A 23767-nucleotide genomic window follows, 5' to 3' on the forward strand; every position below is an offset into this window, starting at 1 on the left:
CGGCGCCGACCTTGGGAGGACGTATGCGCATCCGGAATCTCCGGCCGTGGCCCCGGGGCCGCCGCCTGTCCCTGGTGCCGGCGCTGGCGGCGGCGATCGCGCTGGCCGCCGGCACCGCCGCCGTCGGCTGGCAGCGGGACCGTACCGGCACCCGCACCGACACCGCCGCGAGGCAGGCCCTGGCGGTCGCCCCGGCCGCGGCGAAGGCGATCTTCTCGTACGACCACCGCACGTTCGACGAGAGCGTGGCGAACGGCCGCGGCTTCGTCACCGGGCCCTTCGCCGACGAGTACGCGCGGACCACCGCCGCGTTGCAGCAGACGGCCGTGAAGCAGCAGGCGGTCGTGCTGGCGGAGGTGTCCTCGGCCGGCGTGGTCACGGCCGGCCCGGCCCGGGTCGAGCTGCTGGTGTACCTCAACCAGTACCGGCGCAACGTCACCACGGCCGGGGAAAAGGTCGACCAGAACCGGGTGGTGCTCACCCTGGTCCCGGTCGACGGCGAGTGGAAGGTGTCGGCGGCGGTCGCGATCTGAGCTCGGGCCGGTGGGGCCTTCTACCACGCGTCCCCGTGGCCGGGGCGGGTTTCGCCGATAGCCGCCGCCCGGGCCGGTGGCGGCGGCAGCATGACCGTACGGCCGGCTGCCGCGTCCGGTGTGCCGGGAGCGCAGCAGGTGGGGGGTCGACGTGCAGGACGTCGCTGTCGCGCCGCTGGACGTCGGGGCGGTGGTGCCGGGGCTGGCGGAGCGTGTGTGGATCAACGCCCGGGAGGCTCCGCAGGCGGTGCAGTTCGTACGCCCCGCGCCGGTGTCGCGCGCGTGGCCCGCGCCGCGGTCGGTGCAGGGTGGCGACCTGCCGGTGACGTGCGAGCAGTTCCGGGACGACGTCCTCACGCTGGCCCGCGGTTTCGTCGCCGCCGGCGTGGGCCACGGTGACCGGATCGTGCTGATGAGCCGCACCCGGTACGAGTGGACCCTGGTCGACTACGCCCTGTGGGCGATCGGGGCGGTGCCGGTGCCGGTCTACGAGACGGCCAGCTCGGACCAGCTCGGGTGGGTCCTGTCGGATTCGGGCGCGATGGGCGCCGTGGTGGAGTCGGCGAGCCACGGGGAGATGGTCGCCGCCCTGCGGCACGGCCTTCCGGCGCTGCGTGACGTGTGGCAGATCGACGCCGGTGACCTGATCGCCCTCGCCGGCCGGGGACGCACCGTCGACGACACGCGGATCGACGACCGGCGCAAGCGGGTGACCGGCGGTGACGTCGCCACGATCGTCTACACCAGCGGCACGACGGGGCGCCCGAAGGGTTGCGTGCTGACGCACCGCAACATCCACTGCGACGTGACCGCCGCTGTCGCGGCGCTGTCGCGGCTGCTGTACCCCGGTGCGTCGACGGTGCTGTTCCTGCCGCTGGCGCACATGTTCGCCCGGTTGATCCAGGTGGGGGTGGTGCAGAGCCGCGCCACCATGGTGCACAGCGCCGACGTCGCCGGGGTGCTGGAGCAGCTGCGCCGGCACCGGCCGACGTTCATCCTGGCGGTGCCGCGCGTCTTCGAGAAGATGTTCAACCGGGCCCGGCAGAAGGCCGAGGACGCGCGACGCGGGTGGCTGTTCGCCCTCGCCGACCGGGTGGCGGTGCGGTACAGCCGGGCCCTCGACCGGCCGCGCGGGCCGAACCCGCTGCTCCGGCTGGCCCGGGCCGTTTTCGACCTGCTGGCGTACCGGAAGCTGCGGGCGGCGCTCGGCGGGCGGTGCCGGACGGCGATCGTCGGCGGCGCACCCCTCGGCGAGCGGGTGGGGCACTTCTTCCGGGGTGCGGGAATCCAGGTCCTGGAGGGGTACGGCCTCACCGAGACGTCGCCCGCCCTCACGGCGAACCTGCCGTCGGCGCAGCGGATCGGCACCGTCGGCCGACCGCTGCCCGGCGTGGAGATCCGGGTCGCCGACGACGGCGAGGTGCTGGCGCACGGCGACGTGGTGTTCCCGGGGTACTGGAACAACCCGGACGCCACCCGGGACACCTTCACGCCGGACGGGTGGCTTCGCACCGGTGACCTCGGCAGCCTCGACCCCGACGGCTTCCTCCGGCTCACCGGCCGCAAGAAGGAGATCATCGTGACGGCGGCCGGCAAGAACATCGCACCCGCGCCGATCGAGGAGGCCGTCCGCGCCCATCCGCTGGTCAGCCAGTGCATGCTCGTCGGCGACGATCGACCGTACGTGGCCGCGCTGGTCACCATCGATGTGCAGGCATGGCCGCGGTGGCGGTCCGCCCACGGCCGGCCGGACGCCTCGGTCGCCGAGCTGCGGGACGACCCCGCGCTGCGCGGCGAGATCCAGGAGGCGGTCGACCAGGCCAACCAGACCGTGTCCCGGGCCGAGCAGGTCAAGACCTTCGCCATCCTGCCGCGCGACTTCACCGAGGCCGACGGCGAACTGACCCCGACCCTGAAGATCAAGCGCGGCGTCGTCGAGGAGCGCTTCCGGTCGGACGTCGAGGCGCTCTACCGCGGCCACTGATCCGTTCGGCGGTCGGCGGTCAGCGGCGGGGCCGGGTACGGATCTGCCGGGTGGCGGCGCGGAACGCGGGTGCGGCCCGCTCGAAGTAGTCGAACAGGACGTCGAGCTGCTCCGGCGTGTACGCGGTGAGCACCTCGGCGATCCGTTCACGCGCCGGGCTCACGACCTCGTCGATGCGCCCGAGGGCTTCGGGGACGGGCGCCACGACCACCTTGCGCCGGTCGGTGGGGTCCGCCGCTGCCATCCCGTGCGGGCCGACCGCGTCGAGGTACCACCGGCGAGATCTACAAGGGCGACCGCCCGGGCAAACTGACCAAGGTGCAGACCTACGTGCTCGTCCGCACCGCCGACGGCGGCTGGCGGATCGCCGCCTTCCAGAACACCAAGCGGAAGCCGCTGATGGAGGCCGTCTCGTTCCGGTTCGCGCCGGATCTCGTTCCCGCCGGTCGGTAGCGGCGGGCCGCCGCGAAACCCGACTACTCTTCGTGGACGCGCCCACCACGCGCGGTCATGGCGGGGTTCCGGGGTGCGGCCGACGGCCTGCCGTAGCATCCCCGGGAGCCGGCGACCGCCGGTGACCTGGTGGGAGGTGTCCGATGCGGATAACGCGGACCATCGTGGCGGCCGTGGTGGTGCTGACGGCGGGCGGCCTCGCGGGCGTCGCCAACGCGGTCGAGTCGCCACCGTCCACGTTGCCGACCGGCACCCTCCGGGTCGCCGCCGACACCCGGTTCGGGTTCGCGGTCGTGCCGGACACCCAGGAGGAGGTGCTGAGAGCGGACGACCCCCGGTTCCGGCAGCGCTCCGACTGGCTGGTCGCCAACCGCTCCGCGCTGGACCTGCGGTTCGTCACCCACATCGGCGACGTGGTCAACTTCGACACCCCCGACCACGTGCAGTACATCCGCGCCCGGGACGCGCTGCGACCGCTGGAGAGGGCCCGGCTGCCGTACTCCCTCGCGGTCGGCAACCACGACGGCCAGGTCTACGGCCCGGACGGCAAGCGGCGCAGCCCCGCCGGGCCGTTGCTGCGCGACACCACGGTGTTCAACCGGTACTTCACCGCGGACCGCTTCGGCGCCGTCCGGGGCCAGTTCGAGGCCGGCAAGGTCGACAACGCGTACGCGACCTACGAGGCCGGCGGCGTGCGGTGGCTGGTGCTGACCCTGGAGCCGTGGCCGCGCCGGGCGGCGGTCGCCTGGGCCCGGAACGTCGTCGCCGCCAACCCGAGGCACAACGTCGTCGTCGTCACGCACCACTACCTGGAGGCCGACGGCACGATCGGGCGCAGCCCGGCCCACGGGTCCACCAGCCCGCAGTACCTGTTCGACAACCTGATCTCGCGCTATCCGAACGTCCGCCTCGTCTTCTCCGGTCACACCGGCAGCGCCGCGTACCGGGTCGACACCGGCGTGCACGGCAACCGGATCCACTCGTTCCTCCAGGCGTTCCACTCCCGACGGACCAACCCGGTCCGGCTGGTGGAGGTGGACACCGCCGCCGACTCGCTGCGCACGTGGATCTACGCACCGCGCACGGCGGAGGCGTTCCCGGCACACGACCGGACGCTCACCGGCCTCCGCCTGATCCGCTGAGGTAGTCCGGACCAGCGGTCCGGGGCGGCCGGCCACCGGCCACCCCGAGCGTCCCGGCCTGCCCGGCGCCGTCCCGCCGGGGACCGGTGATTTTGCCGATGTGGCGTCGGCGACCAGGCCAAAGACTGACGTACGTCGATAACACTCCAACCCTCAGCAGGGAGTACCCGACGTGCGATCACCCACCACCACCCGTACCCGTACCTCCGTGTCCGCCCTGACGAGGGTGGCCGTCGCGGCCGTCCTCGCCGTCGGTGGTGCCCTGGCCGTCCCGGCCGGCGCGCAGGCCGCCGAGAACCCGTACGAGCGCGGCCCGGCGCCGACCACCGCGATCCTGGAGGCCAGCCGCGGCCCCTTCGCCACCTCGTCGTTCAGTGTCTCGTCGCTGAGCGTCAGCGGCTTCGGCGGCGGGGTCGTCTACTACCCGACCAGCACCAGTGAGGGCACCTTCGGTGCGATCGCCATCTCGCCCGGCTACACCGCCTCGTGGTCCAGCCTCAGTTGGCTCGGGCCGCGGATCGCCTCGCACGGCTTCGTGGTCATCGGCATCGAGACCAACAGCCGCTTCGACCAGCCGGCCAGCCGGGGCACCCAACTGCTCGCGGCGCTGGACTGGCTCACTGAGCGCAGTTCGGTGCGCGGCCGGATCGACGCCACCCGGCTCGCGGTGGCCGGGCACTCGATGGGCGGCGGCGGCAGCCTGGAGGCCGCGGCGGACCGGCCGTCGTTGCAGGCCGCGGTGCCGCTCGCCCCGTGGAACCTGGACAAGACCTGGTCGGAGGTACGCGTACCGACGCTGATCATCGGCGGCGAGTACGACAGCATCGCGTCGGTCTCCTCGCACTCCGAGCCGTTCTACGCCAGCATCCCGTCCTCGTCGGAGAAGGCGTACCTGGAGCTCAACGGCGCGGACCACTTCTTCCCGCAGACGACCAACACGCCCATGGCCCGGCAGATGGTGGCGTGGTTGAAGCGGTTCGTCGACAACGACACCCGCTACGAGCCGTTCCTCTGCCCGGGCCCGACCGGGTTCGCCGTCGAGGAGTACCGGAACACCTGTCCGCACTCCTGACCGTGCTCCGGGGCGGCCGCCGGTGTGTGGCCGCCCCGGCACGTCGCCGAACGGCTCTTCCGCCCCGGTCGCTGACGATGCTGGATGCATTATCAGTGCAACTTCCTGATATGCGGAGGCCTCCTGGCGGCGGCGGTCTTGACGGTCAGGCCGCGAAACGTACACTGCCAGTGTAATAACCGGGACCCCGATGTGAGGGATGGGTGATGGAACAAGGGCTTGCGCTGCACCACGTCGGGGTGCGCTTCGGAGGCCTCACCGCCCTCGACGACGTCTCGCTGCGGGTGGCCCCCGGCCAGGTGGTCGGCGTGATCGGTCCGAACGGAGCCGGTAAGACGACGCTGTTCAACGTCCTCTGTGGCTTCGTCGGCCCGCACGAGGGCAGCCTCACCCTCGACGGCCGTCCGTTCCGGCCCCGGCCGCACCGGCTCACCCGGCTCGGAATCGCCCGCACCCTCCAGGGGACCGGCCTGTTCGCCGGGCTCACCGTCCTGGAGAACGTCGTGGCCGGTGCCTCCCACGCGGCCCGGGCCGGGTTCCTCGCCGCGCTGCTCGGCCTGCCCCGCAGCGACCGGGAGGAGCGCCGGCTGCGCCGGCACGCCCTGGCCGTCCTCGACACGCTCGGCGTCGCCGGGTACGCCGACGCCGTACCCGGGACCCTGCCGTTCGCCGTACGCCAGCGGGTCGCCCTGGCCCGCGCGCTCGCCGCCCGCCCCCGGCTGCTCCTGCTCGACGAGCCGGCCGGCGGCCTCGGCGGCGAGGACATCGCCGAGCTGGCGGAGCTGATCCGGGAGCTGCCCCACCGCGACACCGACCCGTGCGCGGTGCTGCTGGTGGAACACCACATGGACCTGGTGATGTCGGTGTGCGACGAGATCGTCGTGCTGGACTTCGGCCGGGTGGTCGCCACCGGCACGCCCGAGGCGATCCGCGACGACCCCGCCGTCGCCGACGCCTACCTCGGCGCGGCCGTCGACGAGGCGGCAGCATGACCGCCGGGAGTGCGCAGCCCGGCACCGACCTGCTCGCCGTGCGGGGCCTGGTGGCCGGGTACGGGGCGGCGCCGGTGCTGCACGCCGTCGACCTGCGCGTGCCGGCCGGCGCCATCGTGGCCGTCGTGGGCGCCAACGGGGCCGGCAAGACCACTTTGCTGCGCGCCCTCTCCGGCATGCTGCGCCCCACCGCCGGTCGGATCCTCCTCGACGGCGAGGACCTGCGCGGCACGACCGTCGAGCAGCTCGTCCGGCGCGGCCTGGCGCACGTCCCCGAGGGACGTGGCGTGATCGGCGAACTCACCGTCGAGGAGAACCTGCGCCTCGGCGGGCTGTGGCGGCGGGACCGGGCGGACGCCGCCCGCGCCCACGACGAGGTCTACCAGTTGTTCGAGCCGCTGGCCCGGCGCCGGCGGCACCTCGGCCACCAACTCTCCGGCGGCGAACGGCAGATGCTCGCCCTCGGCCGCGCGCTGGTCGGCCGGCCCCGCCTGCTGCTGCTCGACGAACCGTCGCTCGGCCTGGCGCCGCGGGTGGTCGCCCAGACCATGACCCTGCTGCGGCAACTGCGCGACCGCACCGGGCTGGCCGTGCTGCTCGTCGAACAGAACGTCCGCAGCGCCCTCGGCGTCGCCGACCACGGCGTCGTGATGTCCCTCGGCCGGGTCGTCACCACCGCGCCGGCCGCCCGGCTCCGCGACGACGCCGACCTGCGCCACGCGTACCTCGGATTCTGACCACCGCCGACAAGGAGGCCCGTTGGACCGCTTCGTCTTCCTCACCCTCGACGGCCTGTCGAGGGGAGCGGTCTACGCCGCGTTCGCGCTGGCCCTGGTGCTCATCTGGCGGGCCGCGCGGATCGTCAACTTCGCCCAGGGGGCGATGGCCGTCGCCGCCGCGTACGCCGCCTACAGCGTCTCGGCCGCGACCGGCTCGTACTGGCTCGGGTTCGTCGCCGCGCTCGCCGTCGGCCTGCTCCTCGGCGCGGTCGTCGACGTCGCCGTCATGCGCTTCGTCGACCACCGCTCCCCGCTCAACCCGGTGATCGTCGCGCTCGGGCTGGTCCTGCTGATCCAGGCCGTCCTCGGCATGGTGTACGGCAACGAGTTCCGGCCGGCGGCGGCTCCGTTCAGCCGCAGCGCCCTGACCGTCGGCGGTCTGGCCGTCCTGTCGCCGTACGACGTCTTCGTCTTCGCCGCCGTCGGGACGGTCGGCGCCGCGCTCGCCTGGATCTTCACCCGGACCGCGGTGGGCCTGCGGATGCGGGCCGCGGCGTTCGCTCCCGAGGTCTCCCGCCTGCTCGGGGTGAACGTCGGCGGCATGCTCACGCTCGGTTGGGCGCTCGCGTCCGGTGTCGGCGCCCTGGCCGGCATGCTCGTCATCCCGACCGAGCTGGGCCTGCACCCGCACGCCATGGACCTGGTCTTCGTCTCGGCGTTCACCGCCGCCGTGGTGGGCGGGCTGGACAGCCCGCCCGGCGCGATCGTCGGCGGCGTCGGGGTCGGGCTGCTGCTGTCGTACGTCAGCGGCTACGCCGGCGGCGACCTCATCCCCCTCGCGGTGCTGGTGCTGCTCCTGGCGGTGCTGCTGGTCCGTCCCGGCGGCCTGTTCGCCCCGGTCACGGCGAGGCGGGTGTGAGCGCCACCGGGGTGGCGACCCCACCCGCGACCCGGGCGCCCCGTCCCGAGGGCCGGCCGGAGGGGCGGCGCGTCCCGACCCTGCTGCGCCACCTCGGGCTCGCGGCCGTCGCCGCGTCGGCACTGCTGGCGGTCAGTTACGGCCTCGAGCCGTTCCGGAACTTCCAGCTCGCCACGGTCGCCGCCTACCTCTGCGCGACCGCCGGGCTGACCATCCTCACCGGACTGAACGGCCAGCTCTCACTCGGGCACGGCGCGCTGATGGCGGTCGGCGCGTACACGGTCGCCCTGACGCAGGACGCCTTCGCCGACCGCGGCCGAACCGGCGGCGGGTTGCTGGTCGTGTCCCTGGTGGCGGCGGTGGCCACCACCGTCGCGGTCGGCGCCGTCGTGGGCGTGGCCGCTGCCCGGTTGCGCGGCCCCTACCTGGCCGGCGTCACCCTGGCGGTCGCGGTCGTGGTACCGGCCCTGACCGTCACCTTCGACGGCGTTTTCAACGGCGAGCAGGGGCTGCCCGTCCCGGTCGCACCGCCACCGGCGGCGCTCGGCCCGTACTTCCCGTACGAGCGGTGGCAGCTCTGGGTCGCCGGGTCGGCGACACTGCTCTGCCTGGTGCTGCTGGCCAACCTGGTTCGCAGCCGGTACGGCCGCACCTTCCGGGCGGTACGCGACGACGAGATCGCGGCCCGCCTCGCCGGGATCCACGTCGCCCGGACCCAGGTCCTCGCCTTCGTGGTCAGCGCCGCCGGGGCCGGGCTGGGCGGCGCCCTGCTCGCCGTGCTCGCGCAGAGCGTCTCGCCCGGCGCGTTCTCGCTGACGCTGTCGCTGTTCCTGCTGATGGCCGTCGTCATCGGCGGCCTCGGCCGGCTGGCCGGCGCGCTGTGGGGCGCTGCCCTGCTGGTCGCCCTGCCCGACCTGACGCACACCCTGACCGACCTGCTGACGCTCTCGCCGGCGGCGGCGCAGCGGCTGGAGGGCAACCTCCCGCTGGCGATCTTCGGGAGCACGCTGGTCGTCGTCATGATCGCCGCACCCGGCGGCGTGCAGGGCCTGCTCTCCCGCCTCGCCCGCACCCTGCGGGACCGGTGGCGGGCCGGGCGGCGCTGACCACCCGTCCGGCGCCGGCCGGGCGCACCTCATCCACCCACCACACCATCCACCCTGGCCGAGAAAGGTCGGTACCCCATGCGACGCATCGCACGACGCGGTCTCGCGATCGCCACCTCCATCACCCTGCTGCTCAGCGCGGCGGCCTGCGGCGGGAACGACGGCGGGTCCGCCGGCCGTGGGCCGGTCCCGGGCGTCACCGACACCGAGGTGGTCGTCGGCACCCACATGCCGCTCACCGGCCCGGCCTCGGCCGGCTACTCCAAGATCGCGCCGGCCACCAAGGCGTACTTCGACTACGTCAACGCCAACGGCGGCGTGCACGGCCGCAAGATCACCTACAAGGTCATGGACGACGGGTACAACCCGGCGAACACCCAGCAGGTCGTCCGCCAGCTCGTCCTCCAGGACAAGGTCTTCGCCATCCTCAACGGCCTCGGCACCCCGACCCACAGCGGCGTGCTCGACTTCCTGCACAGCAACCGGGTCCCCGACCTCTTCGTCGCCTCCGGCAGCCGCAGCTGGGACCAGCCCGACCGCTACCCGAACACGTTCGGCTTCAACCCCGACTACACCGTCGAGGGCAAGATCCTCGCCCACCACGTGAAGACCACCCTGCCCGGGAAGAAGGTCTGCTTCCTCGGCCAGAACGACGACTTCGGCCGGGACAGCCTCGCCGGAGTGGAGAAGGTGCTCGGCGGTCCCGTCGTGGCCCGCCAGGACTACGTGGTCAGCAACACCAACGTGGCGCCCCAGATCGGCGCGTTGAAGGCGGCCGGCTGCGAGGTGGTCGTCCTCGCCACGGTGCCGGGCTTCACCGCCCTGTCCATCGGCACCGCCGCCCGGCTCGGCTTCCGGCCGCAGTGGGTGGTGTCCAACGTCGGCGCCGACCACCCGACCCTCGCCAAGCAGCTCGGGGACGCCGCCGGCCTGCTGGACGGCATGGTCGGCATCAACTACCTGCCGATGCAGAACGACACGACCAACCCGTGGATCCAGCTGTTCACGAAGGTGAACCGGGACCACAACGGGAACGCGCCGTTCGACGGCAACACCGTGTACGGCATGGCCGTGGGGTACCTCTTCGTCCAGGTGCTCCTCGCCGCCGGCAGGGACCTCACCCGCGAGTCGCTGACCGAGGCCGTCCGCAAGGGTGGCTACCAGGGCCCCGGGCTCGCTCCGCTGCGGTTCTCCGCCACCGACCACTCCGGCTACGGCGGGGGCCGGCTCACCCGGGTGAGCGGGGGAGTGCAGGCCTACTTCGGGCCCGCGTACGAGACCGACGAGGGCGACGGGGCGGTGAACGGGTACACCGCCCCCGCGGTGGCACCGCCGGCCAACGGCGTGCCGACCACCTGATCCGGTCGTGGCCGGGGCGGGGCCGGCGCACGGCCCCGCCGCCCGACCGGCCCACCTGCCACCGGCCAGCGGCAACCGCTCGCTGGGAGGGTCGGGCCGGGCCCGGTGTCAGCCACCGGATCGTGAGTAACCGCACGTCTACACTCGGCGTGCGGGCGAGACCAGGCCGCGGTGAAGGAGGCGGGCGGGAATGGGCGGGGCCGAGGCGCCGGGCCGGGTCGACGGGCGTACGGCCCGGGCCGAACGCACCCGGGCCGCGATCGTCGAGGCGCACCTCGCCCTGATCTCCGAGGGTGACCTGCGGCCGACCGGGGAGCGCATCGCCGAGCGCGCCGGCATCTCGCTGCGCACGCTCTGGACCAACTTCAAGGACATGGAGACCCTCTTCGAGGCGAGCGGTGAAGAGGTGCTCCGGCAGCAGGACGCCGCGTGGCGGCCGATCCCGACCGAGCTACCACTGGCCAAGCGGGTCGACGCGTACAGCCGGCAGCGGGCCAAGTTGCTCCAGCTCATCGCGCCCTCGGCGCGCGCCGCCCAGATGCGGGAACCGCTGTCCGCGCAGCTGCACCGCAACCGGCTCAAGCATATCGACCGGGTCCGCGACGAGGTCGAGGCGCTGTTCGCCGTCGAGCTGGCCCGGGCCGGCGCGGGCCGCGAGCAGGTGGTGAACGCCGTCGTGGCGGTGAGCACGTGGGGGACCTGGTCGATGCTGCGCGACGGCCTGGGGCTCGGCGTGGACCAGGCCAGGGCGGTGATGGCGCGCACGGTGGGCGCCCTGCTGGCGGCCGTCGCCGACTGACCGGCACGACGCTCTTCACCGAGCGGTTACCGATTGGTAATACTGGATGCATGGTTAATGCATCGACAGTGCAAATAACCGTGCTGCGCGGTCGGGACCACGAGTGCCGGGCGATCCGGCGGCTGCTCGACGGCCCAGACGGGGGAGCGCTGCTGGTCCACGGTGAGCCGGGGTCGGGGCGCAGTGCGCTGCTGGCGCACGCCCGGCACCACGCCGGGGACCGGGCCGTCCTCACCGCCGCCGGGCTCGCCGACGAGGTAACCCTGCCGTACGCCGGGTTGCAGCGCCTCCTCGATCCCGTCCTCGACCGGGCCGCCACGCTGCCGGAGCGGCAGCGGCGGGTGCTGCGGCGCGCCCTGGCCGGCGGCGGGTGTCCGGCCGACGAGCGGCTGGCCCTGTCCATGGCCGTGCTCGGCCTGCTCGCCGCCGACGCGCACGACCGTCCGCTGCTGTGCACGATGGACGACGTCGACTCCGGCGACCGGCAGACCGCCGAGACGCTGGCCTTCGTCGCCCGCCGCCTGCACCGCCTGCCGGTCACCCTCCTGCTCGCCGCCGACACCGACGCCGCAGCCGGCGGCATCCCCGTCCACCGGCTCCGCCCACTCGACGAGCGGAACAGCCGGGCGGCACTCGCCGACCGGTGCCCCGGACTGCCGGCGCCGGTGACCGCCGTGCTGGCGACGGTCGGTGGCGGAAACCCGCAGGCCCTCGCGGACCTCGTCGACGTGCTCACCCCCGGCCAGAGGCAGGGCGAGGAGCCGCTGCCCGCCGCACCACCGGCGGGCGGCGCGCTGGGCTCCGCGTACCGTGCCCGGCTGGACCGCCTGCCCCCGGACAGCCGGCAGGTGCTGCTCCTGGCCGCCCTCGACGGGGACGATGACCCCGCCACCCTGGTCCGGGCCGCCCGGGCGGCCGGCACGACCGTCGACGCCCTCGCACCGGCCGAAGCCGCCGGCCTGGTCCGTACCGGCCCGGCCGGCGTGACCTTCCCCAGTCCGGTGGCCCGGACGATGGTGCAGGTCGTCGTCCCGTTCGCCGAACGGCGCGCGGCCCACCTGCTGCTGGCCAGGGCGCTCGACGGCCGGCGGCTGCGGCGGGCCCTGCACCTCGCCGCGGTCGCGGACGGCCCCGACCCGCGGCTCGCCGCGGAACTCGAGACGGCGGCGGCCGACGGCGGGGACGGCTGGGCGACCGCCGCGGCGGCCCTGCGGCACGCGGCGGACCTCAGCGACGACCCGGTCCAGGCGGCCGCCCGCCTGGTCACCGCAGCCCGGTACGCCTGGCGGGGCGGCGACCCCGACACGGCCCGGCAGGTGCTCCGCCGGCTGCCGTCCACCCCGGCCCACCCGGTCGTGACCGCCGCGGCCGGCCTGCTGCGCGGCGAGATGCAGCTACGGTGCGACGCCCCGGCCGCCGCGGTCACCACCCTGCTGGCCGCTACCGAGGCGATCGCCGCCACCGACCGCGCCGAGGCCCTGCTCGGTCTCGTCCGCGCCGGCGAAGCCATCTGCTTCTCGGGCGACCACTACCGCTACGCCGACGTGGCCCGCCGGATGTCCGCCCTGCCCCGCGACGGCCACCCACCGGGGGCGGAACTCATGACCGCACTCATCGCCGGGGTGGCCGCCACCCTGCGCGGCGAGCACGAGCAGGGCGGACCACTGCTGCGCCGCGCCGTCGTCCTCGGTGGACGGCTCACCGGGGACGCGCTCACGCCGACCGAACTGACCGGCGCGGCGGTGGCCGGCCTGCTGGTGGCCGTGGACGCCGCGGCACACCGGCTGGCCGACCGCGCCGTCGACCTGGCCCGCGCCGCCGGAGACCTGTCCCAGCTGCCCCGAGCGCTGGAGCTGCGCGCGATGACGGAGTACTGGCTGGGCCGGCACGACGCCGCGGCGGACAGCTGCCGGGAAGGGCTGCGCGTGGCCCGGGCCAGCGGCCAGCACACCTGCGCTGCCGTGCACCTGGGCCTGCTGGCCGTCCTCGCCGCCCTGCGGGCCGATCGGGACACCAGCCTGCGACATGTCGCCGAGATCGGCGACACCGCCGCGCCCGGCAGCCGCCCGTACGCCCTCACCCGGTGGGCGCTGGCGGTGCTCGACCTGGCCGACGGCCGGTACGCCGACGCCGCCGACCGCCTCACCTCGCTGGCACGTCCCGGCACCGGCCGTGGCCAGGTCCTCGTCCAGGTGATGGCCACGCCCCACCTGGTGGAGGCCGCCGCCCACGTCGGCCACCATCCGCAGGCCCGCGCCGCGCTCGCCGTCTTCGACCGCTGGGCCGGCAGTACGGCCAGCCCGTCCCGCCGGGCCCTGTCCGCACGGTGCCACGCGCTGCTGGCGCCACGCGGCAGCGCCGAGGCGGAGGAGCAGTTCAGGAGGGCGCTGCGGCTGCACCCGGCCGACTCCGCGACCTTCGAGCGGGCCCGGACCGAACTGCTCTTCGGCCGGGAACTGCGCCACAGCCGGCGACCCCGCGACGCCCGGCCCCATCTGCACCGCGCCCGCCAGACGTTCACCCTGCTCGGAGCGGACACCTGGGCGGAACAGGCCACCGCGGAACTGCGGGCGGCGGGGGAGTCCGTCGGCGCGCCGACCCGGCCGGCGGCGCACCTGCTCACCGGCCAGCAGCTGCGCATCGCGCACCTGGTCGCCTCCGGCGCCACCAACCGGGAGGTCGCCACCCAGCTGTTCCTGTCCACCCGCACCGTCGACCACCACCTGCGCAACATCTTCCACCGGCTCGGCGTCCGCTCCCGCACCGAACTGGCCCGCGTACTGGGCTAGTTCTGCCGGCAGGACCGACCGTGTCACGATCTTCCAGTGAAGCTCGATGATCTAGCGCGTCAGGTCAACCAGAAGTCCCGACTGACGGGGGAGTTCGTACTACGGTCAGGGCGCACCGCCAGCGAGTACTTCGACAAGTACCAGTTCGAGGCGGACCCGATCCTGCTGGACGCCCTGGCCGAACAGATGGCCGCGCTGGTGCCCGCCGGCACGGAGGTGCTGGCCGGCCTGGAGATGGGCGGTATCGCCGTGGTGACCGCGCTCGGGCGGCACATCGGGTTGCCCTGCGCCTTCGTGCGCAAGGCGGCGAAGGCGTACGGCACCGCCCGGCTGGCCGAGGGGGCGGAGGTGGCTGGACGGCAGGTGCTCGTCGTGGAGGACGTGGTGACTTCCGGCGGTCAGGTGGTGCTCTCGGCGAGGGAATTTTGCCGTCTCGGTGCTCACGTCGACGCCGCCGTCTGCATGATCGACCGCCAGGAAGGCGGTGCGGAGGCGCTGGCGGCGGAGGGCATCGACCTGCGAGCGCTGCTCACCCGCGCCGACCTCGCTAGTGCGTCTGCGCAGGCGGATTGAGCCGGGTGAGGGGTTGTCCGTCGAGCGCGGTCCCGGTGATGCGGTGAGCTTGCGGCCCTGAGCGGGCCACCGAACCAGCGATCCAGCTCTGGACGGCAGGTTGGTGCGGCAACCTGGGGGTCTCGATACTGGCCGGATGGCGAGGTTGACCCGGTGGACGATCCACGGCGAGCGGGTGGTGGATGACACCCGGCGGGCGCGGTTGAGCATCGCGTCGGTGGGGTTGCCAGATGGCGTCCGGTTCGAGCAGTACGTGATCCGTGCGCCCCGTTCCGCGATGGTCGCGGTTCTTGATGATCGGCAGCGCTTGCTTCTGATGCGACGACACCGCTTCGTCTTTGACCGCTGGGTGTGGGAGTTGCCCGGCGGCTACGTGGACGACGAGGAAAAGCCGGCGGTCTGTGCGGCGCGGGAGGTCGAGGAGGAGACCGGTTGGCGCCCGGGCGATGTCGAGCCGTTGTTGACCTTCCAGCCGTGGGTCGGCACTGCCGACGCGGAGAATCTGCTGTTTCTGTCGCGGAGCGCGCAGCACATCGGGGCGCCGACGGACGTCAACGAAGCGGAGCAGGTCGCCTGGATTCCGCTCGTCAAGGCGCGTGAGCTGGTGGGCAGCGGTGAAATTGTCGGCGCGGGCACGGTGATCGCGGTGCTGGAGCTGGTCGCCCGGGAGGCGCGCGGCGAGCTGTAGTGATGAACTGTCGTACGACGGTCGAATCCTGCGCGGCGCGATTGAGGACGCCGGCTTCGAGAATGAAGATCATCGCTCCGCTGGCGTCTGGTCGTCAGTCATCTACCCGTCCCTGTGCCGGTGAGTCCGTCCGCCCTCAGGCTTTAGACGATGAGTCCTGGTTCCTCTCGGACAAGATGCATATCCGTTCGCTGCCTTGGCGCGGAGGGTTACCGGGCGGAGCGGCCGTGAGTACCGTGGTCACGACGGCGGCCGGCAGGCCGACGGCGCATCCCGCGGTTCAGGGAGGTCTGGAATGGATCCGATGCCAGAGCTGACCTTCGGACAGCGGCTGAAGCTTTACCGGGAGCGCTCGGGCAAGACTCGCGCGGTGCTCGGTGGACTGGTGGGTCGGAGCGCCGAGTGGGTGAAGGCCGTGGAGACCGATCGGATCCTGCCCCCGCGTATCCACATGCTGGATCGGATCGCCCGCGCCCTCAAGGTCGACGTGTCGGCCCTGGTCGGGGAGTTGAGCGACCGGTCCGCTGTCGTCAACGGGCCGGAACATCCGGCGCTGGCCTCGGTCCGCGACGCGGTGAACCGCGTCCCGCTGTCCGAGGACGTCGCTGCCGAGCCCTTGACGCAGATCAGGGAACGCCTCACCGCTGCCTGGCGGGCACGTCACCAGGCGTCGGACCACCGCACGGTGCTCGGCGCGCTGCTTCCGGATCTGGTTCAGGACGCGCAGCGTGCCGCGTTGGCCCACGAGGGCGACGAGCGTCGGCGGGCACAGGCGCTGCTGGCCGAGGTGCTGGGACTTACGCAGATGTTTCTCGCCTACCAGCCGGCCGCCGAGTTGCTGTGGCGGGTCGCCGACCGGGCGATGGTGGCCGCCCAGGAGTCCGGCGATCCCGAGGCGCTGGCCTGCGCGGGCTGGTTCCTGTGTCAGGTGCACCGGGACGCGGGCGACTGGGACACCGCGATGTCGGTGAACTTGGACGTGGTCTCGGCGTTGGAGGCGCGGACAGCCGACGCGAACGCGAACCTGCTCGCGCTCTGGGGAGCGCTCAACTTCGAGGCCGCCTACACCGCTGCCCGGGCTGGGGAGGACGGCCGCGCGTGGCGGTACTGGGATCGCGCCGACCGGGTGGCGCAACGTCTGCCAAAGGGCTTCTACCAGCCGCAGACGTCGTTCTCGCGGGTCATCATGGGAGCCCACGCCCTGACCGTGGCCGTCGAGTTGCAGAAGTCCGGTGAGGCGGTGCGGCAGGCCACGCGCCTTGACCCTGCTGCCATCCCGTCGAGGCCGCGCCGTGCGCGACACCTCATCGAGGTGGCCCGCGGCCACTACGGCAAGGGCGACAACGAGGCCACTGTGGCGGCCCTGCGGCAAGCCTACGAGTCGGCGCCGGAGACGATCCGATTCAACGGCTACGCCCGTCAGATCACGCTGGACCTGCTCGACGGTCCCCGTCACGTGCGCGACGACGTGCGCGACCTTGCGCTGAAGGTCGGCCTCGTCTCGTGATCTAGGGGTACGAACCTTACCCGTTCCGTCCTGCGACGCTCCGTAGGTTTCTCCTCACGGGATGCGGCGGGCGGTGATCGCCTGGTCGCCGCGTCCCTCTCACTGGTCACTGGCCGGCGGAGGAGGAGCTTCAGTGAGTGGCGACCAGGAGCAAATCGTCCTTGCCTTTCACGTCCCACGGCTCGACGGCATGTGTGCCGGCTGTCGTGCCTGGTGGTCGCGGCTGACGCCGTACCCGTGCTGGCAGGTGGAGTGGGCGACCAGTCGGCGGGCGCGGTCGCTGACGGCGGCGCTGCTCGGCGGCCGCGCGTGACCACACACGGCCCGGTGCTGCCGATCTGGAACTGCGGCGGCTGCGGCACGCCCTGGCCCTGCCGGACCCGGCAGCGGGAACTGCACGCGGAGTTCGACGGCGCTCCGATATCCCTGGCTCTCTACCTCGGTGCCCAACTGGTGCGCGCCTCGAACGACCTGACGTGGGTGCCGGCCGGAGTGCTGCACCGACGCTTCCTCGGCTGGCTGCGCTGAGCATCCGGCACCGGGACAGACAGGACGCGGCAGTTCTGCCATCCTCGGTCGCATGACGGGGGTCGAGGAACCACTGCGCACGGATCCGGCGGCGGTGCCCCGCCCCGCCCCGGCCGGGCTGGGCGGCAACTACTGGCGGCTCTGGTCGGCGTCGGCGGTGTCGAACCTCGCCGACGGCATCGTCAAGATCGCCCTGCCGCTGGTCGCCATCGGCTACACCGACTCGCCGGCGCTGGTCGCCGGGGTGGCGGCGGCGTTCAGCCTGCCGTGGCTGCTCTTCGCGCTGCCGGCCGGTGCGCTCGTCGACCGGCTGGACCGGCGCCGGGCGATGCTGGCCGCCAACACGCTGCGCGCGGCGCTTTTCGGGGCACTGGCACTGGCGGTGGCCTTCGACACCGGCTCGATCTGGCTGCTGTACGCGGTGGCGTTCGGCGTCGGCGCCGCCGAGACCCTCTACGACACCTCGGCCCAGTCGATCCTGCCGCAGGTCGTCCCGCGGGAGATGCTGCCCCGGGCGAACGGGCGGCTGCACGCCGCCGAACTGACGGCCAACCAGTTCATCGGCCCACCGCTGGCGGGTTTCCTGGTGGCCGGTGGGGCGGCCCTCGCCCTGGCCGGGCCGGCGGGGCTCTGGGCCCTCGCCGTCGCCGCGCTGCTCTTCGTGAGCGGCCGGTTCCGGGTCGAGCGGGACGCGCCGAGCACCCTACGGTCCGACATCGCGGAGGGGCTGCGGTTCCTGTGGCGGCACCGGCTCCTGCGGACGCTGGCGATGATGGTCGGTGGCGGCAACTTCGCCACGAACGCGATCTTCGGGGTGCTGGTGCTCCACGCGGTCGGCCCGGACTCGGCGATGGGGCTCACCGAGCCCGGGTACGGGATCTTCCTGACCACCATCGCCGCCGGCATCGTGCTCGGATCGCTCCTCGCCGGGTGGATCGAGCGCCGGCTCGGCCGGGCCCGCGCGCTCGGCGTGTCGGTGGTCGCCATGGCCGTGGTCGTCGGCGCGCCGGCGCTGATCACCGACCCGTTCGCGCTGGGCGCGGTCTACTTCGGCGGCGGGATCCTGCTCGCCGCCTGGAACGTGATCACGGTGTCGCTGCGCCAGCGGATCACCCCGGACCGTCTCCTCGGGCGGGTCAACAGCGGCTACCGGCTGATCGCCTGGGGCACCTTGCCGTTCGGCGCCGCCACCGGCGGTCTGCTGGCCGAGATGTTCGGCCTCCGTGCGGTGTTCGCCATCATGGGTACGCTGGCGCTCGCCCTGCTGCTCGGCATGCTCCGGGTCACCGACGATGCCATCCGCGCAGCCGAACGCGATGCGGCCACCTAGGGCGTGTCCTGCCGATCATGGAGTCAGGTGACGTGAGCTGTAACTAGAGTTTAGCCGTGGTCGTGGTCAACATGGTGGAGAAGTTCGGTGCGGACGGCTTGCTGGAGCGGTCCTGGGACCTGCCACCAGAGGTCGTGGGGCCACTGCGCGCACACGTTGACGTGACGCCTGAGGGTTGGGTCATGGGACATGTGGCCGTTGACGGTAGTGATCGCCGCGATCGTGCAGCCATGGACCGATGAGCCGATTGATGTGGGATCGGATGCCTGGTTCGTCGGCTCACGCCAGGTGGCCGTATAGGGCAGCCGGTGTCGGTCACGGAAGCCAGATGATGGCCGCGATCAGGACCAGGCTGGCCCGGTAGAGATGCGCGTTCGGCGTATCTGGTGGCCACGTCACGCGCCGCAGCCAGTACGCCGGGACATCATTAGGGTGCGATGCGGAGCCGACGGATCTGACGGTCGTCGTAGTCCTCGAAGCGGTATCGCAGGCCGGCGAACGGGCTACCGGGAAAGTCTCCGCTGATCGGGCGGCTGCGCCGGGCGGCCCAGCTTCTTCTGAACTAGAAGCTAGTTGCTTCGACCCTAGCACCCACTTCGGAAGGGGTGTCCGCGGCAGCCACCCCGACCAGCAATCACGCCCGGCCTTTCTGGATGCTGGCCGCCGGCAGCCTCCTTCGTGCTACATGTTGCATGTTGGCGGTCTCCGTGCGGCCCAGTACCCGGCCCACCAGCGAACCGCCGTCTTCTCGCCGCGGCCGCTTCCCGCCAGCACGCGCGCAGCGACGGCGGCGGACCACGAAAGGAGTGCCGATGGACGCCGGTCCTGACAGGTCAGCTCGACGAGCAGAATTTCCCACCATCCTGCTGGTCCACGGCGCATTCGCAGAGTCGTCGAGCTGGAACGAGGTGGTCAGGTCCCTCAAGCGTCGGGGCTACCCGGTCATCGCCGTCGCCAACCCGCTGCGCGGCCTCAAGGAGGACGCCGACTACCTGCGTGCCGTCCTGGACAGCCGGTCCGAGCCGGTCGTGATCGCCGGCCATTCGTACGGCGGATCGGTGATGAGCGAGGCTGCCGACGGAGCCCAGGGCGTCCAGGCCCTGGTGTACGTCGCCAGTTTCAGCCCGGACGTCGGCGAGAGCACGGGCGAGTTGGCGGCCAAGTTTCCCGGAGCCGAGCTCGGCGCAGCCCTCCACCCCGTGCCGCTGCCCCTGCCGGGCGGCGGCACTGGCACCGACCTGTACATCCAGCAGGACAAGTTCCGGCACGTGTTCGCCGCCGACGTCGCCCCGGATATCACCGAACTGATGGCGGCCACCCAGCGGCCCATCGCGGCGTCCGCCCTGGAGGAGACGGCGACCAGGGCCGCCTGGAAGACCATCCCATCCTGGACCATGATCACCAGCCAGGACCTGACCATCCCGTTGGCAGCGCAGCGCTTCATGGCCGAACGGGCCGGATCCACGACGGTCGAGATCGACGCGTCCCACGCCGTGGCCGTCTCCCAACCCGGCCCGGTGGCGGACCTCATCGACACCGCCGCCCGCGCCGCGACCCGCTAGTTACCGGGTCATCGCGCCCCCGCTGGCGGCCGCGTCGTCGTTACCGGCGGACCCGGTGTCGGCAAATCCTGGCGGTGCGAACAACTCGCAGCTCGCCATCGCAGTCCAGGCATGCCGCGAAGCACGGCCCGGGCGGAGCGTGCTTCTCATCATCGACGGTCTCGACCATGTCGACCGGGTCCTGGGCCGGCGTACCGGCCAGCAGATTGACCCCTCCCGCCGGCTAGTTGATCAGCTTGCCGCCATCGACCTCCCGCCCGGCGTATGCATGCTCATCGCCAGCCAGCCCGGTTCCCACCTCGCCGACGCAGCACCCGCGACCGGCGACCCCGTCCAGATGGCCCGCATGTCGTGGGAGGAGATCCGCACTCTCGCGACCAGCACGGGGTGCTCGCCGGACCCGGGGGGACCGAGCCGCTCGATGACGACGACGAACGCGCCATCGTCGACCTAGTCGAACAGCACCACCGTCCGGGCGCCCTCGCCGCGGGCCATCCGGTCGAACGCCGCCGGGGCGCCGTCCAGGGTGACCCGGTCGGAGATCAGCGGAGCGAGGTCCAGCGTGCCGTCGAGCACCGCCCGGGCCAGCTCGGGGACGTCCCGGTCGGGGTCGGAGGAGCCGTACACCGAGGATCGCAGCGTCCGTGCCGAGTGGAAGATGTCCAGGGCGCTGAGGCCGACGACGTCGTCGTTCGACCCCATGCCCACCACGATCACCTGGCCGCCCCGGCGGGCGGCCCGCCAGGCGGCGCGGATGGTGGTGCCGCGTCCGACGCACTCCAGCGCGTGGTCGACGCCGCGCCCGCCGGTCAGGCCGCGGATCGCCCGGCTGAGCGTCTCGTCGCCGAGGAGGAAGTCGCTGGCGCCGGCCGCCCGGGCCATCGCCTCCTTGGCGGACGACACGTCCACCGCGACGACCGGATCGGCGCCGGCCGCCCGGGCGGCGGAGACCGCCGACAGGCCGACCCCGCCGAGACCGATCACGGCCACCGAGTCGCCCGGGGCCACGCCCGCCGTGCGGTGTACCGCGCCGACGCCGGTCAGCACGGCGCAGCCCAGCAGCGCCGCCGCCTCGAAGGGCAGCTCGGCCGGCACCGGGATCACCGCCTGCTCCGGCACCACCACCTGCTCGGCGAGGGCGCCCAGGCCGAGGGTGACGTGCAGCGGCTCGCCGGACGACGTCCGGCCGCCGGGCGCGGCCGGTCCGCCGGACCGGTCGCACAGCCACGGCTCGCCGTGCCCGCAGTGCCAGCAGCCGCGGCAGGGCGGGGCCCAGTTCAGCACGACGTGGTCGCCCGGGGCCACGCGGCGTACGCCGTCGCCGACCTCGACCACCACGCCGGCTGCCTCGTGCCCGAGCACGAGCGGGTACGGCGGCTTCAGGGTGCCGTCCACCATGGACAGGTCGGAGTGGCACACACCGGCGGCGCGGACGTCGACGCGTACCCGCCCGGGGGCCAGGGCCGGCGGCTCGACCTGCTCGACGCGCGGCGTGCCGCCGACCTTCCGCACGACCAGCGCCCTCATCGCTGGATCGCCTTGGTCTGGAGGAACTCCTCCAGCCCGTAGGTGCCCAGCTCCCGGCCGAGGCCGGACTGCTTGTAGCCGCCGAACGGGGCGAGCGGGTTGAACGGGGCGCCGTTGACGTCGACCGCGCCGGTGCGCATCCGCCGGGCCACCGCGAGGGCCCGCTCCTCGTCGCCGGACCAGACGGCGCCGGCCAGGCCGTACCGCGAGTTGTTGGCGACCGCGACGGCGTGCTCGTCGTCGTCGACCGGGATGACGGCCAGGACCGGCCCGAAGACCTCCTCCTGGGCGAGCGCGCTGTCCGGGTCGACGTCCGCGATCACCGTGGGGGCGACGAACCAGCCCCGCTCGGGCAGGGGCGCGTCCGGTCCGCCGGCGACGAGGCGGCCCCCGTCGGCCAGGCCCCGGGCGACATGGTCGCGGACCCGGTCCCGCTGCGCCGCCGAGACGAGCGGGCCGAGCCGGGTGGCCGGGTCGAAGGGATCGCCGAGCCGGTAGCCGTCGGCGGCCTTCGCCGCCAGCGCGAGCGCCTCGTCGTACCGGTCGCGGTGCACCAGCATCCGCGTCCACGCCGTGCAGGTCTGACCGGAGTTGAGGAACGCGTTGCCGACGCCGACTTCACCGCGGTCGCCAGGTCCGCGTCGTCGAGGATCACGTTGGCCGACTTGCCGCCCAGCTCCAGGGCGACCCGGGCGATCCGGTCGGCGGCCAGGTGCGCGATGCGCCGGCCGGTTGCGGTGGAGCCGGTGAACGAGACCATGTCGACGTCCGGGTGCGCGGCGATGGCCTCACCGACCACCGGGCCGGTGCCGGGGACGAGGTTGACCACGCCGGGTGGGAAGCCGGCCTCGTCGATCGCGTCGAAGAGCAGGTACGCCGTCAGCGGCGTCAGCTCGCTGGGTTTGAGCACCACCGTGCACCCGGCGGCGAGCGCGGGCGCGAGCTTGGCCATGACCTGGTGCAGCGGGTAGTTCCACGGGGTGATGGCGCCGACCACGCCGACCGGTTCCCGGACGACGAGGGAGTTGCCGACGGTCGCCGGCGCCGGCGGGTGCCCGGCCAGGTCGACGTAGCTGCGCAGCACGGTCAGCGGCAGGCCGGCCTGCACCCGGGTGGCCACCTTGAGCGGGGTGCCCAGCTCCAGCGCGACGGTCCGGGCGATCTCGTCGGCGCGGGCGGTCAGGGCGGCGTGCAGCCGGTCGAGGCGGGCCGCGCGGTCGGCCGGCGCGGTGGCGGCCCAGCCGTCGAAGGCGGCCCGGGCGGCGGCGACGGCCCGGTCCACGTCGGCCGGCGTGCCGGCCGGTACGGTCGCGACGACCTGCTCGGTCGCCGGGTTGTGGACGTCGAGGGTCTGCCCGGAGGACGCCGTGACCCAGTGGCCGTCGAGGTAGATGTCGGTCCGTGCGAGATCCATCAAGCCCCTCACGTCGCCTAAAACTAGCAGTGCAAGTTTCGACTCTAGTACGGTTCGGCGGCCGGCGGGAGAGGCGGAAGTGGCCCCACGGTCCGCTCGTACGTGCGGGACAGGCCGTCGATCAGCGCGTCCAGGCCGAGGGCGAAGGCGCCCTCGTCGACCTGCTGCTGGTGCTCGGCGAGGCGGTGGGCCTGGGTGAGGTGCGGGTACTGGTCGGCGTAGACCGACGGGTCCTCGACGAAGCCCCGGGCGAACGAGCCGAGCGCCGAGCCGGCCACGAAGTACCGCATGAGTGCGCCGATGTGGGTGGCCCGGGCCGGCGGCCACCCCGCCTCGACCAGCCCTCCGTACACGGCGTCGGCCATGGCCAGGGCGACGTGCCGCCGGCCCGGGCCCTGGGCGAGGTACGGCACGATGTGCGGGTGGGCCGCCAGCGCGGCCCGGTAGGAGTGCCCCCACCGGCGCAGCGCCTCCCGCCAGTCGACGTGGCCGAAGAACGACACGTCCACCTGGCCGGTGACGCTGTCGGCGACGGCGTCGAGGATCTCGTCCTTCGTGGCGAAGTGGTTGTACAGCGAGGGTCCGCGTACCCCGAGCTCGGCGGCGAGACGGCGGGTGGAGAACGCCGCCAGCCCCTCGGCGTCGATCAGCGCGGCGGCGGCCTCGACGATCCGCTGCCGGGTGAGCAGCGCCTGTCGCGGCCGGGGCATGTCCGTCCTCCTCTGCTCGGTGGTCCGCCGGGGACTTTGCCACACCCAGGTCTGGACAGCC

At 73.3% G+C, this 23767-nt stretch carries 23 protein-coding genes and 1 pseudogene; 20 read left to right on the forward strand and 4 right to left on the reverse strand.

The window, feature by feature from the left end:
* Nucleotides 1–23 precede the first annotated feature (23 nt).
* Together AB0873_RS15745 and AB0873_RS15750 are read left to right on the forward strand one after the other, a co-directional pair.
* Nucleotides 24–533, forward strand: a complete 510-nt coding sequence (locus AB0873_RS15745; protein WP_366600454.1) for a hypothetical protein — start codon at nt 24–26, stop codon at nt 531–533.
* 151 nt (nt 534–684) lie between these two features.
* A complete protein-coding gene (locus tag AB0873_RS15750) occupies nt 685–2517 on the forward strand; it encodes an AMP-dependent synthetase/ligase (protein WP_366600455.1) in 1833 nt (610 codons plus the stop codon).
* A gap of 19 nt (nt 2518–2536) precedes the next feature.
* Here AB0873_RS15750 and AB0873_RS15755 read toward each other — a convergent pair whose 3' ends face one another.
* Complete coding sequence (locus AB0873_RS15755) at nt 2537–2761, reverse strand: hypothetical protein (RefSeq protein WP_366600456.1); 225 nt, start codon at nt 2759–2761, stop codon at nt 2537–2539.
* A 74-nt stretch (nt 2762–2835) separates the two neighbouring features.
* Between AB0873_RS15755 and AB0873_RS15760 the strand changes: the two genes are divergently transcribed.
* The 18 genes from AB0873_RS15760 (at nt 2836) to AB0873_RS15845 (ending at nt 20055) form a co-directional block, all read left to right on the forward strand.
* Nucleotides 2836–2970 (forward strand): hypothetical protein, encoded by a 135-nt coding sequence (locus AB0873_RS15760; protein WP_366600457.1) that lies wholly within the window; start codon nt 2836–2838, stop codon nt 2968–2970.
* Nucleotides 2971–3113: 143 nt separating this feature from the next.
* A complete protein-coding gene (locus tag AB0873_RS15765; RefSeq protein WP_366600459.1) occupies nt 3114–4112 on the forward strand; it encodes a metallophosphoesterase in 999 nt (332 codons plus the stop codon).
* Nucleotides 4113–4284: 172 nt separating this feature from the next.
* Nucleotides 4285–5184 carry an alpha/beta hydrolase gene (locus tag AB0873_RS15770; RefSeq protein WP_366600461.1) on the forward strand — a complete coding sequence of 300 codons (900 nt, stop codon included), beginning with the start codon at nt 4285–4287 and terminating at the stop codon, nt 5182–5184.
* A 206-nt stretch (nt 5185–5390) separates the two neighbouring features.
* Nucleotides 5391–6176 carry an ATP-binding cassette domain-containing protein gene (locus AB0873_RS15775; RefSeq protein ID WP_366600462.1) on the forward strand — a complete coding sequence of 262 codons (786 nt, stop codon included), beginning with the start codon at nt 5391–5393 and terminating at the stop codon, nt 6174–6176.
* Nucleotides 6173–6913, forward strand: a complete 741-nt coding sequence (locus AB0873_RS15780; protein ID WP_366600463.1) for an ABC transporter ATP-binding protein — start codon at nt 6173–6175, stop codon at nt 6911–6913. The genes AB0873_RS15775 and AB0873_RS15780 overlap by 4 nt, the downstream gene beginning before the upstream one ends.
* A gap of 22 nt (nt 6914–6935) precedes the next feature.
* Nucleotides 6936–7814: a branched-chain amino acid ABC transporter permease gene (locus tag AB0873_RS15785; protein WP_155331702.1), complete on the forward strand. Its 879-nt coding sequence runs from the start codon at nt 6936–6938 to the stop codon at nt 7812–7814.
* An 80-nt stretch (nt 7815–7894) separates the two neighbouring features.
* On the forward strand, nt 7895–8920 hold the full coding sequence (locus AB0873_RS15790) for a branched-chain amino acid ABC transporter permease (RefSeq protein ID WP_366600555.1): 1026 nt from the start codon (nt 7895–7897) through the stop codon (nt 8918–8920).
* Between the two features lie 78 nt (nt 8921–8998).
* A complete protein-coding gene (locus tag AB0873_RS15795) occupies nt 8999–10279 on the forward strand; it encodes an ABC transporter substrate-binding protein (protein WP_366600464.1) in 1281 nt (426 codons plus the stop codon).
* A gap of 190 nt (nt 10280–10469) precedes the next feature.
* The gene (locus AB0873_RS15800) at nt 10470–11078 is read left to right on the forward strand and encodes a TetR/AcrR family transcriptional regulator (RefSeq protein WP_366600466.1); all 609 of its coding nucleotides are present in this window, start codon (nt 10470–10472) and stop codon (nt 11076–11078) included.
* Nucleotides 11079–11158: 80 nt separating this feature from the next.
* Entirely contained in the window at nt 11159–13867 is a 2709-nt protein-coding gene (locus AB0873_RS15805; protein WP_366600467.1) for an AAA family ATPase, read from the forward strand.
* A 36-nt stretch (nt 13868–13903) separates the two neighbouring features.
* Entirely contained in the window at nt 13904–14440 is a 537-nt protein-coding gene (locus tag AB0873_RS15810) for a phosphoribosyltransferase family protein (protein WP_366600468.1), read from the forward strand.
* A gap of 136 nt (nt 14441–14576) precedes the next feature.
* Nucleotides 14577–15128, forward strand: coding sequence for an NUDIX hydrolase (locus tag AB0873_RS15815; RefSeq protein ID WP_366600469.1), 552 nt, complete (start codon nt 14577–14579; stop codon nt 15126–15128).
* Between the two features lie 295 nt (nt 15129–15423).
* Nucleotides 15424–16635 carry a helix-turn-helix transcriptional regulator gene (locus tag AB0873_RS15820; RefSeq protein ID WP_366600470.1) on the forward strand — a complete coding sequence of 404 codons (1212 nt, stop codon included), beginning with the start codon at nt 15424–15426 and terminating at the stop codon, nt 16633–16635.
* 133 nt (nt 16636–16768) lie between these two features.
* A complete protein-coding gene (locus AB0873_RS15825) occupies nt 16769–16948 on the forward strand; it encodes a hypothetical protein (RefSeq protein WP_155331709.1) in 180 nt (59 codons plus the stop codon).
* Nucleotides 16945–17163: a hypothetical protein gene (locus AB0873_RS15830; protein WP_155331710.1), complete on the forward strand. Its 219-nt coding sequence runs from the start codon at nt 16945–16947 to the stop codon at nt 17161–17163. Before AB0873_RS15825 ends, AB0873_RS15830 begins: the two co-directional genes overlap by 4 nt.
* Before the next feature lie 52 nt (nt 17164–17215).
* Nucleotides 17216–18493 carry an MFS transporter gene (locus AB0873_RS15835; protein WP_366600471.1) on the forward strand — a complete coding sequence of 426 codons (1278 nt, stop codon included), beginning with the start codon at nt 17216–17218 and terminating at the stop codon, nt 18491–18493.
* A 56-nt stretch (nt 18494–18549) separates the two neighbouring features.
* Complete coding sequence (locus AB0873_RS15840; RefSeq protein ID WP_366600472.1) at nt 18550–18735, forward strand: hypothetical protein; 186 nt, start codon at nt 18550–18552, stop codon at nt 18733–18735.
* 570 nt (nt 18736–19305) lie between these two features.
* The gene (locus tag AB0873_RS15845; protein WP_366600474.1) at nt 19306–20055 is read left to right on the forward strand and encodes an alpha/beta hydrolase; all 750 of its coding nucleotides are present in this window, start codon (nt 19306–19308) and stop codon (nt 20053–20055) included.
* A gap of 450 nt (nt 20056–20505) precedes the next feature.
* Here the strand turns inward: AB0873_RS15845 and AB0873_RS15850 are convergent, their stop codons facing one another.
* From AB0873_RS15850 to AB0873_RS15860, 3 genes and pseudogenes are all read right to left on the reverse strand, one after another.
* Nucleotides 20506–21582, reverse strand: coding sequence for an alcohol dehydrogenase catalytic domain-containing protein (locus AB0873_RS15850; protein ID WP_366600476.1), 1077 nt, complete (start codon nt 21580–21582; stop codon nt 20506–20508).
* A pseudogene (locus AB0873_RS15855) lies at nt 21579–22996 on the reverse strand (aldehyde dehydrogenase family protein). Before AB0873_RS15855 ends, AB0873_RS15850 begins: the two are co-directional and overlap by 4 nt.
* Before the next feature lie 44 nt (nt 22997–23040).
* The gene (locus AB0873_RS15860; protein ID WP_366600477.1) at nt 23041–23706 is read right to left on the reverse strand and encodes a TetR/AcrR family transcriptional regulator; all 666 of its coding nucleotides are present in this window, start codon (nt 23704–23706) and stop codon (nt 23041–23043) included.
* Nucleotides 23707–23767: the final 61 nt, after the last annotated feature.

The organism is Micromonospora sp. NPDC047707 (genome assembly GCF_040704235.1).
Lineage (GTDB): Bacteria > Actinomycetota > Actinomycetes > Mycobacteriales > Micromonosporaceae > Micromonospora.

Bases quoted from the DNA above. Each gene is read 5' to 3' on its own strand.
- AB0873_RS15775 (WP_366600462.1), top strand. From the start codon at position 5,391: ATGGAACAAGGGCTTGCGCTGCACCACGTCGGGGTGCGCTTCGGAGGC.
- AB0873_RS15860 (WP_366600477.1), bottom strand. From the start codon at position 23,706: ATGCCCCGGCCGCGACAGGCGCTGCTCACCCGGCAGCGGATCGTCGAG.
- AB0873_RS15835 (WP_366600471.1), top strand. From the start codon at position 17,216: ATGACGGGGGTCGAGGAACCACTGCGCACGGATCCGGCGGCGGTGCCC.
- AB0873_RS15800 (WP_366600466.1), top strand. From the start codon at position 10,470: ATGGGCGGGGCCGAGGCGCCGGGCCGGGTCGACGGGCGTACGGCCCGG.
- AB0873_RS15850 (WP_366600476.1), bottom strand. From the start codon at position 21,582: ATGAGGGCGCTGGTCGTGCGGAAGGTCGGCGGCACGCCGCGCGTCGAG.
- AB0873_RS15780 (WP_366600463.1), top strand. From the start codon at position 6,173: ATGACCGCCGGGAGTGCGCAGCCCGGCACCGACCTGCTCGCCGTGCGG.
- AB0873_RS15845 (WP_366600474.1), top strand. From the start codon at position 19,306: ATGGACGCCGGTCCTGACAGGTCAGCTCGACGAGCAGAATTTCCCACC.
- AB0873_RS15745 (WP_366600454.1), top strand. From the start codon at position 24: ATGCGCATCCGGAATCTCCGGCCGTGGCCCCGGGGCCGCCGCCTGTCC.
- AB0873_RS15755 (WP_366600456.1), bottom strand. From the start codon at position 2,761: ATGGCAGCGGCGGACCCCACCGACCGGCGCAAGGTGGTCGTGGCGCCC.
- AB0873_RS15765 (WP_366600459.1), top strand. From the start codon at position 3,114: ATGCGGATAACGCGGACCATCGTGGCGGCCGTGGTGGTGCTGACGGCG.
- AB0873_RS15820 (WP_366600470.1), top strand. From the start codon at position 15,424: ATGGATCCGATGCCAGAGCTGACCTTCGGACAGCGGCTGAAGCTTTAC.
- AB0873_RS15795 (WP_366600464.1), top strand. From the start codon at position 8,999: ATGCGACGCATCGCACGACGCGGTCTCGCGATCGCCACCTCCATCACC.
- AB0873_RS15815 (WP_366600469.1), top strand. From the start codon at position 14,577: ATGGCGAGGTTGACCCGGTGGACGATCCACGGCGAGCGGGTGGTGGAT.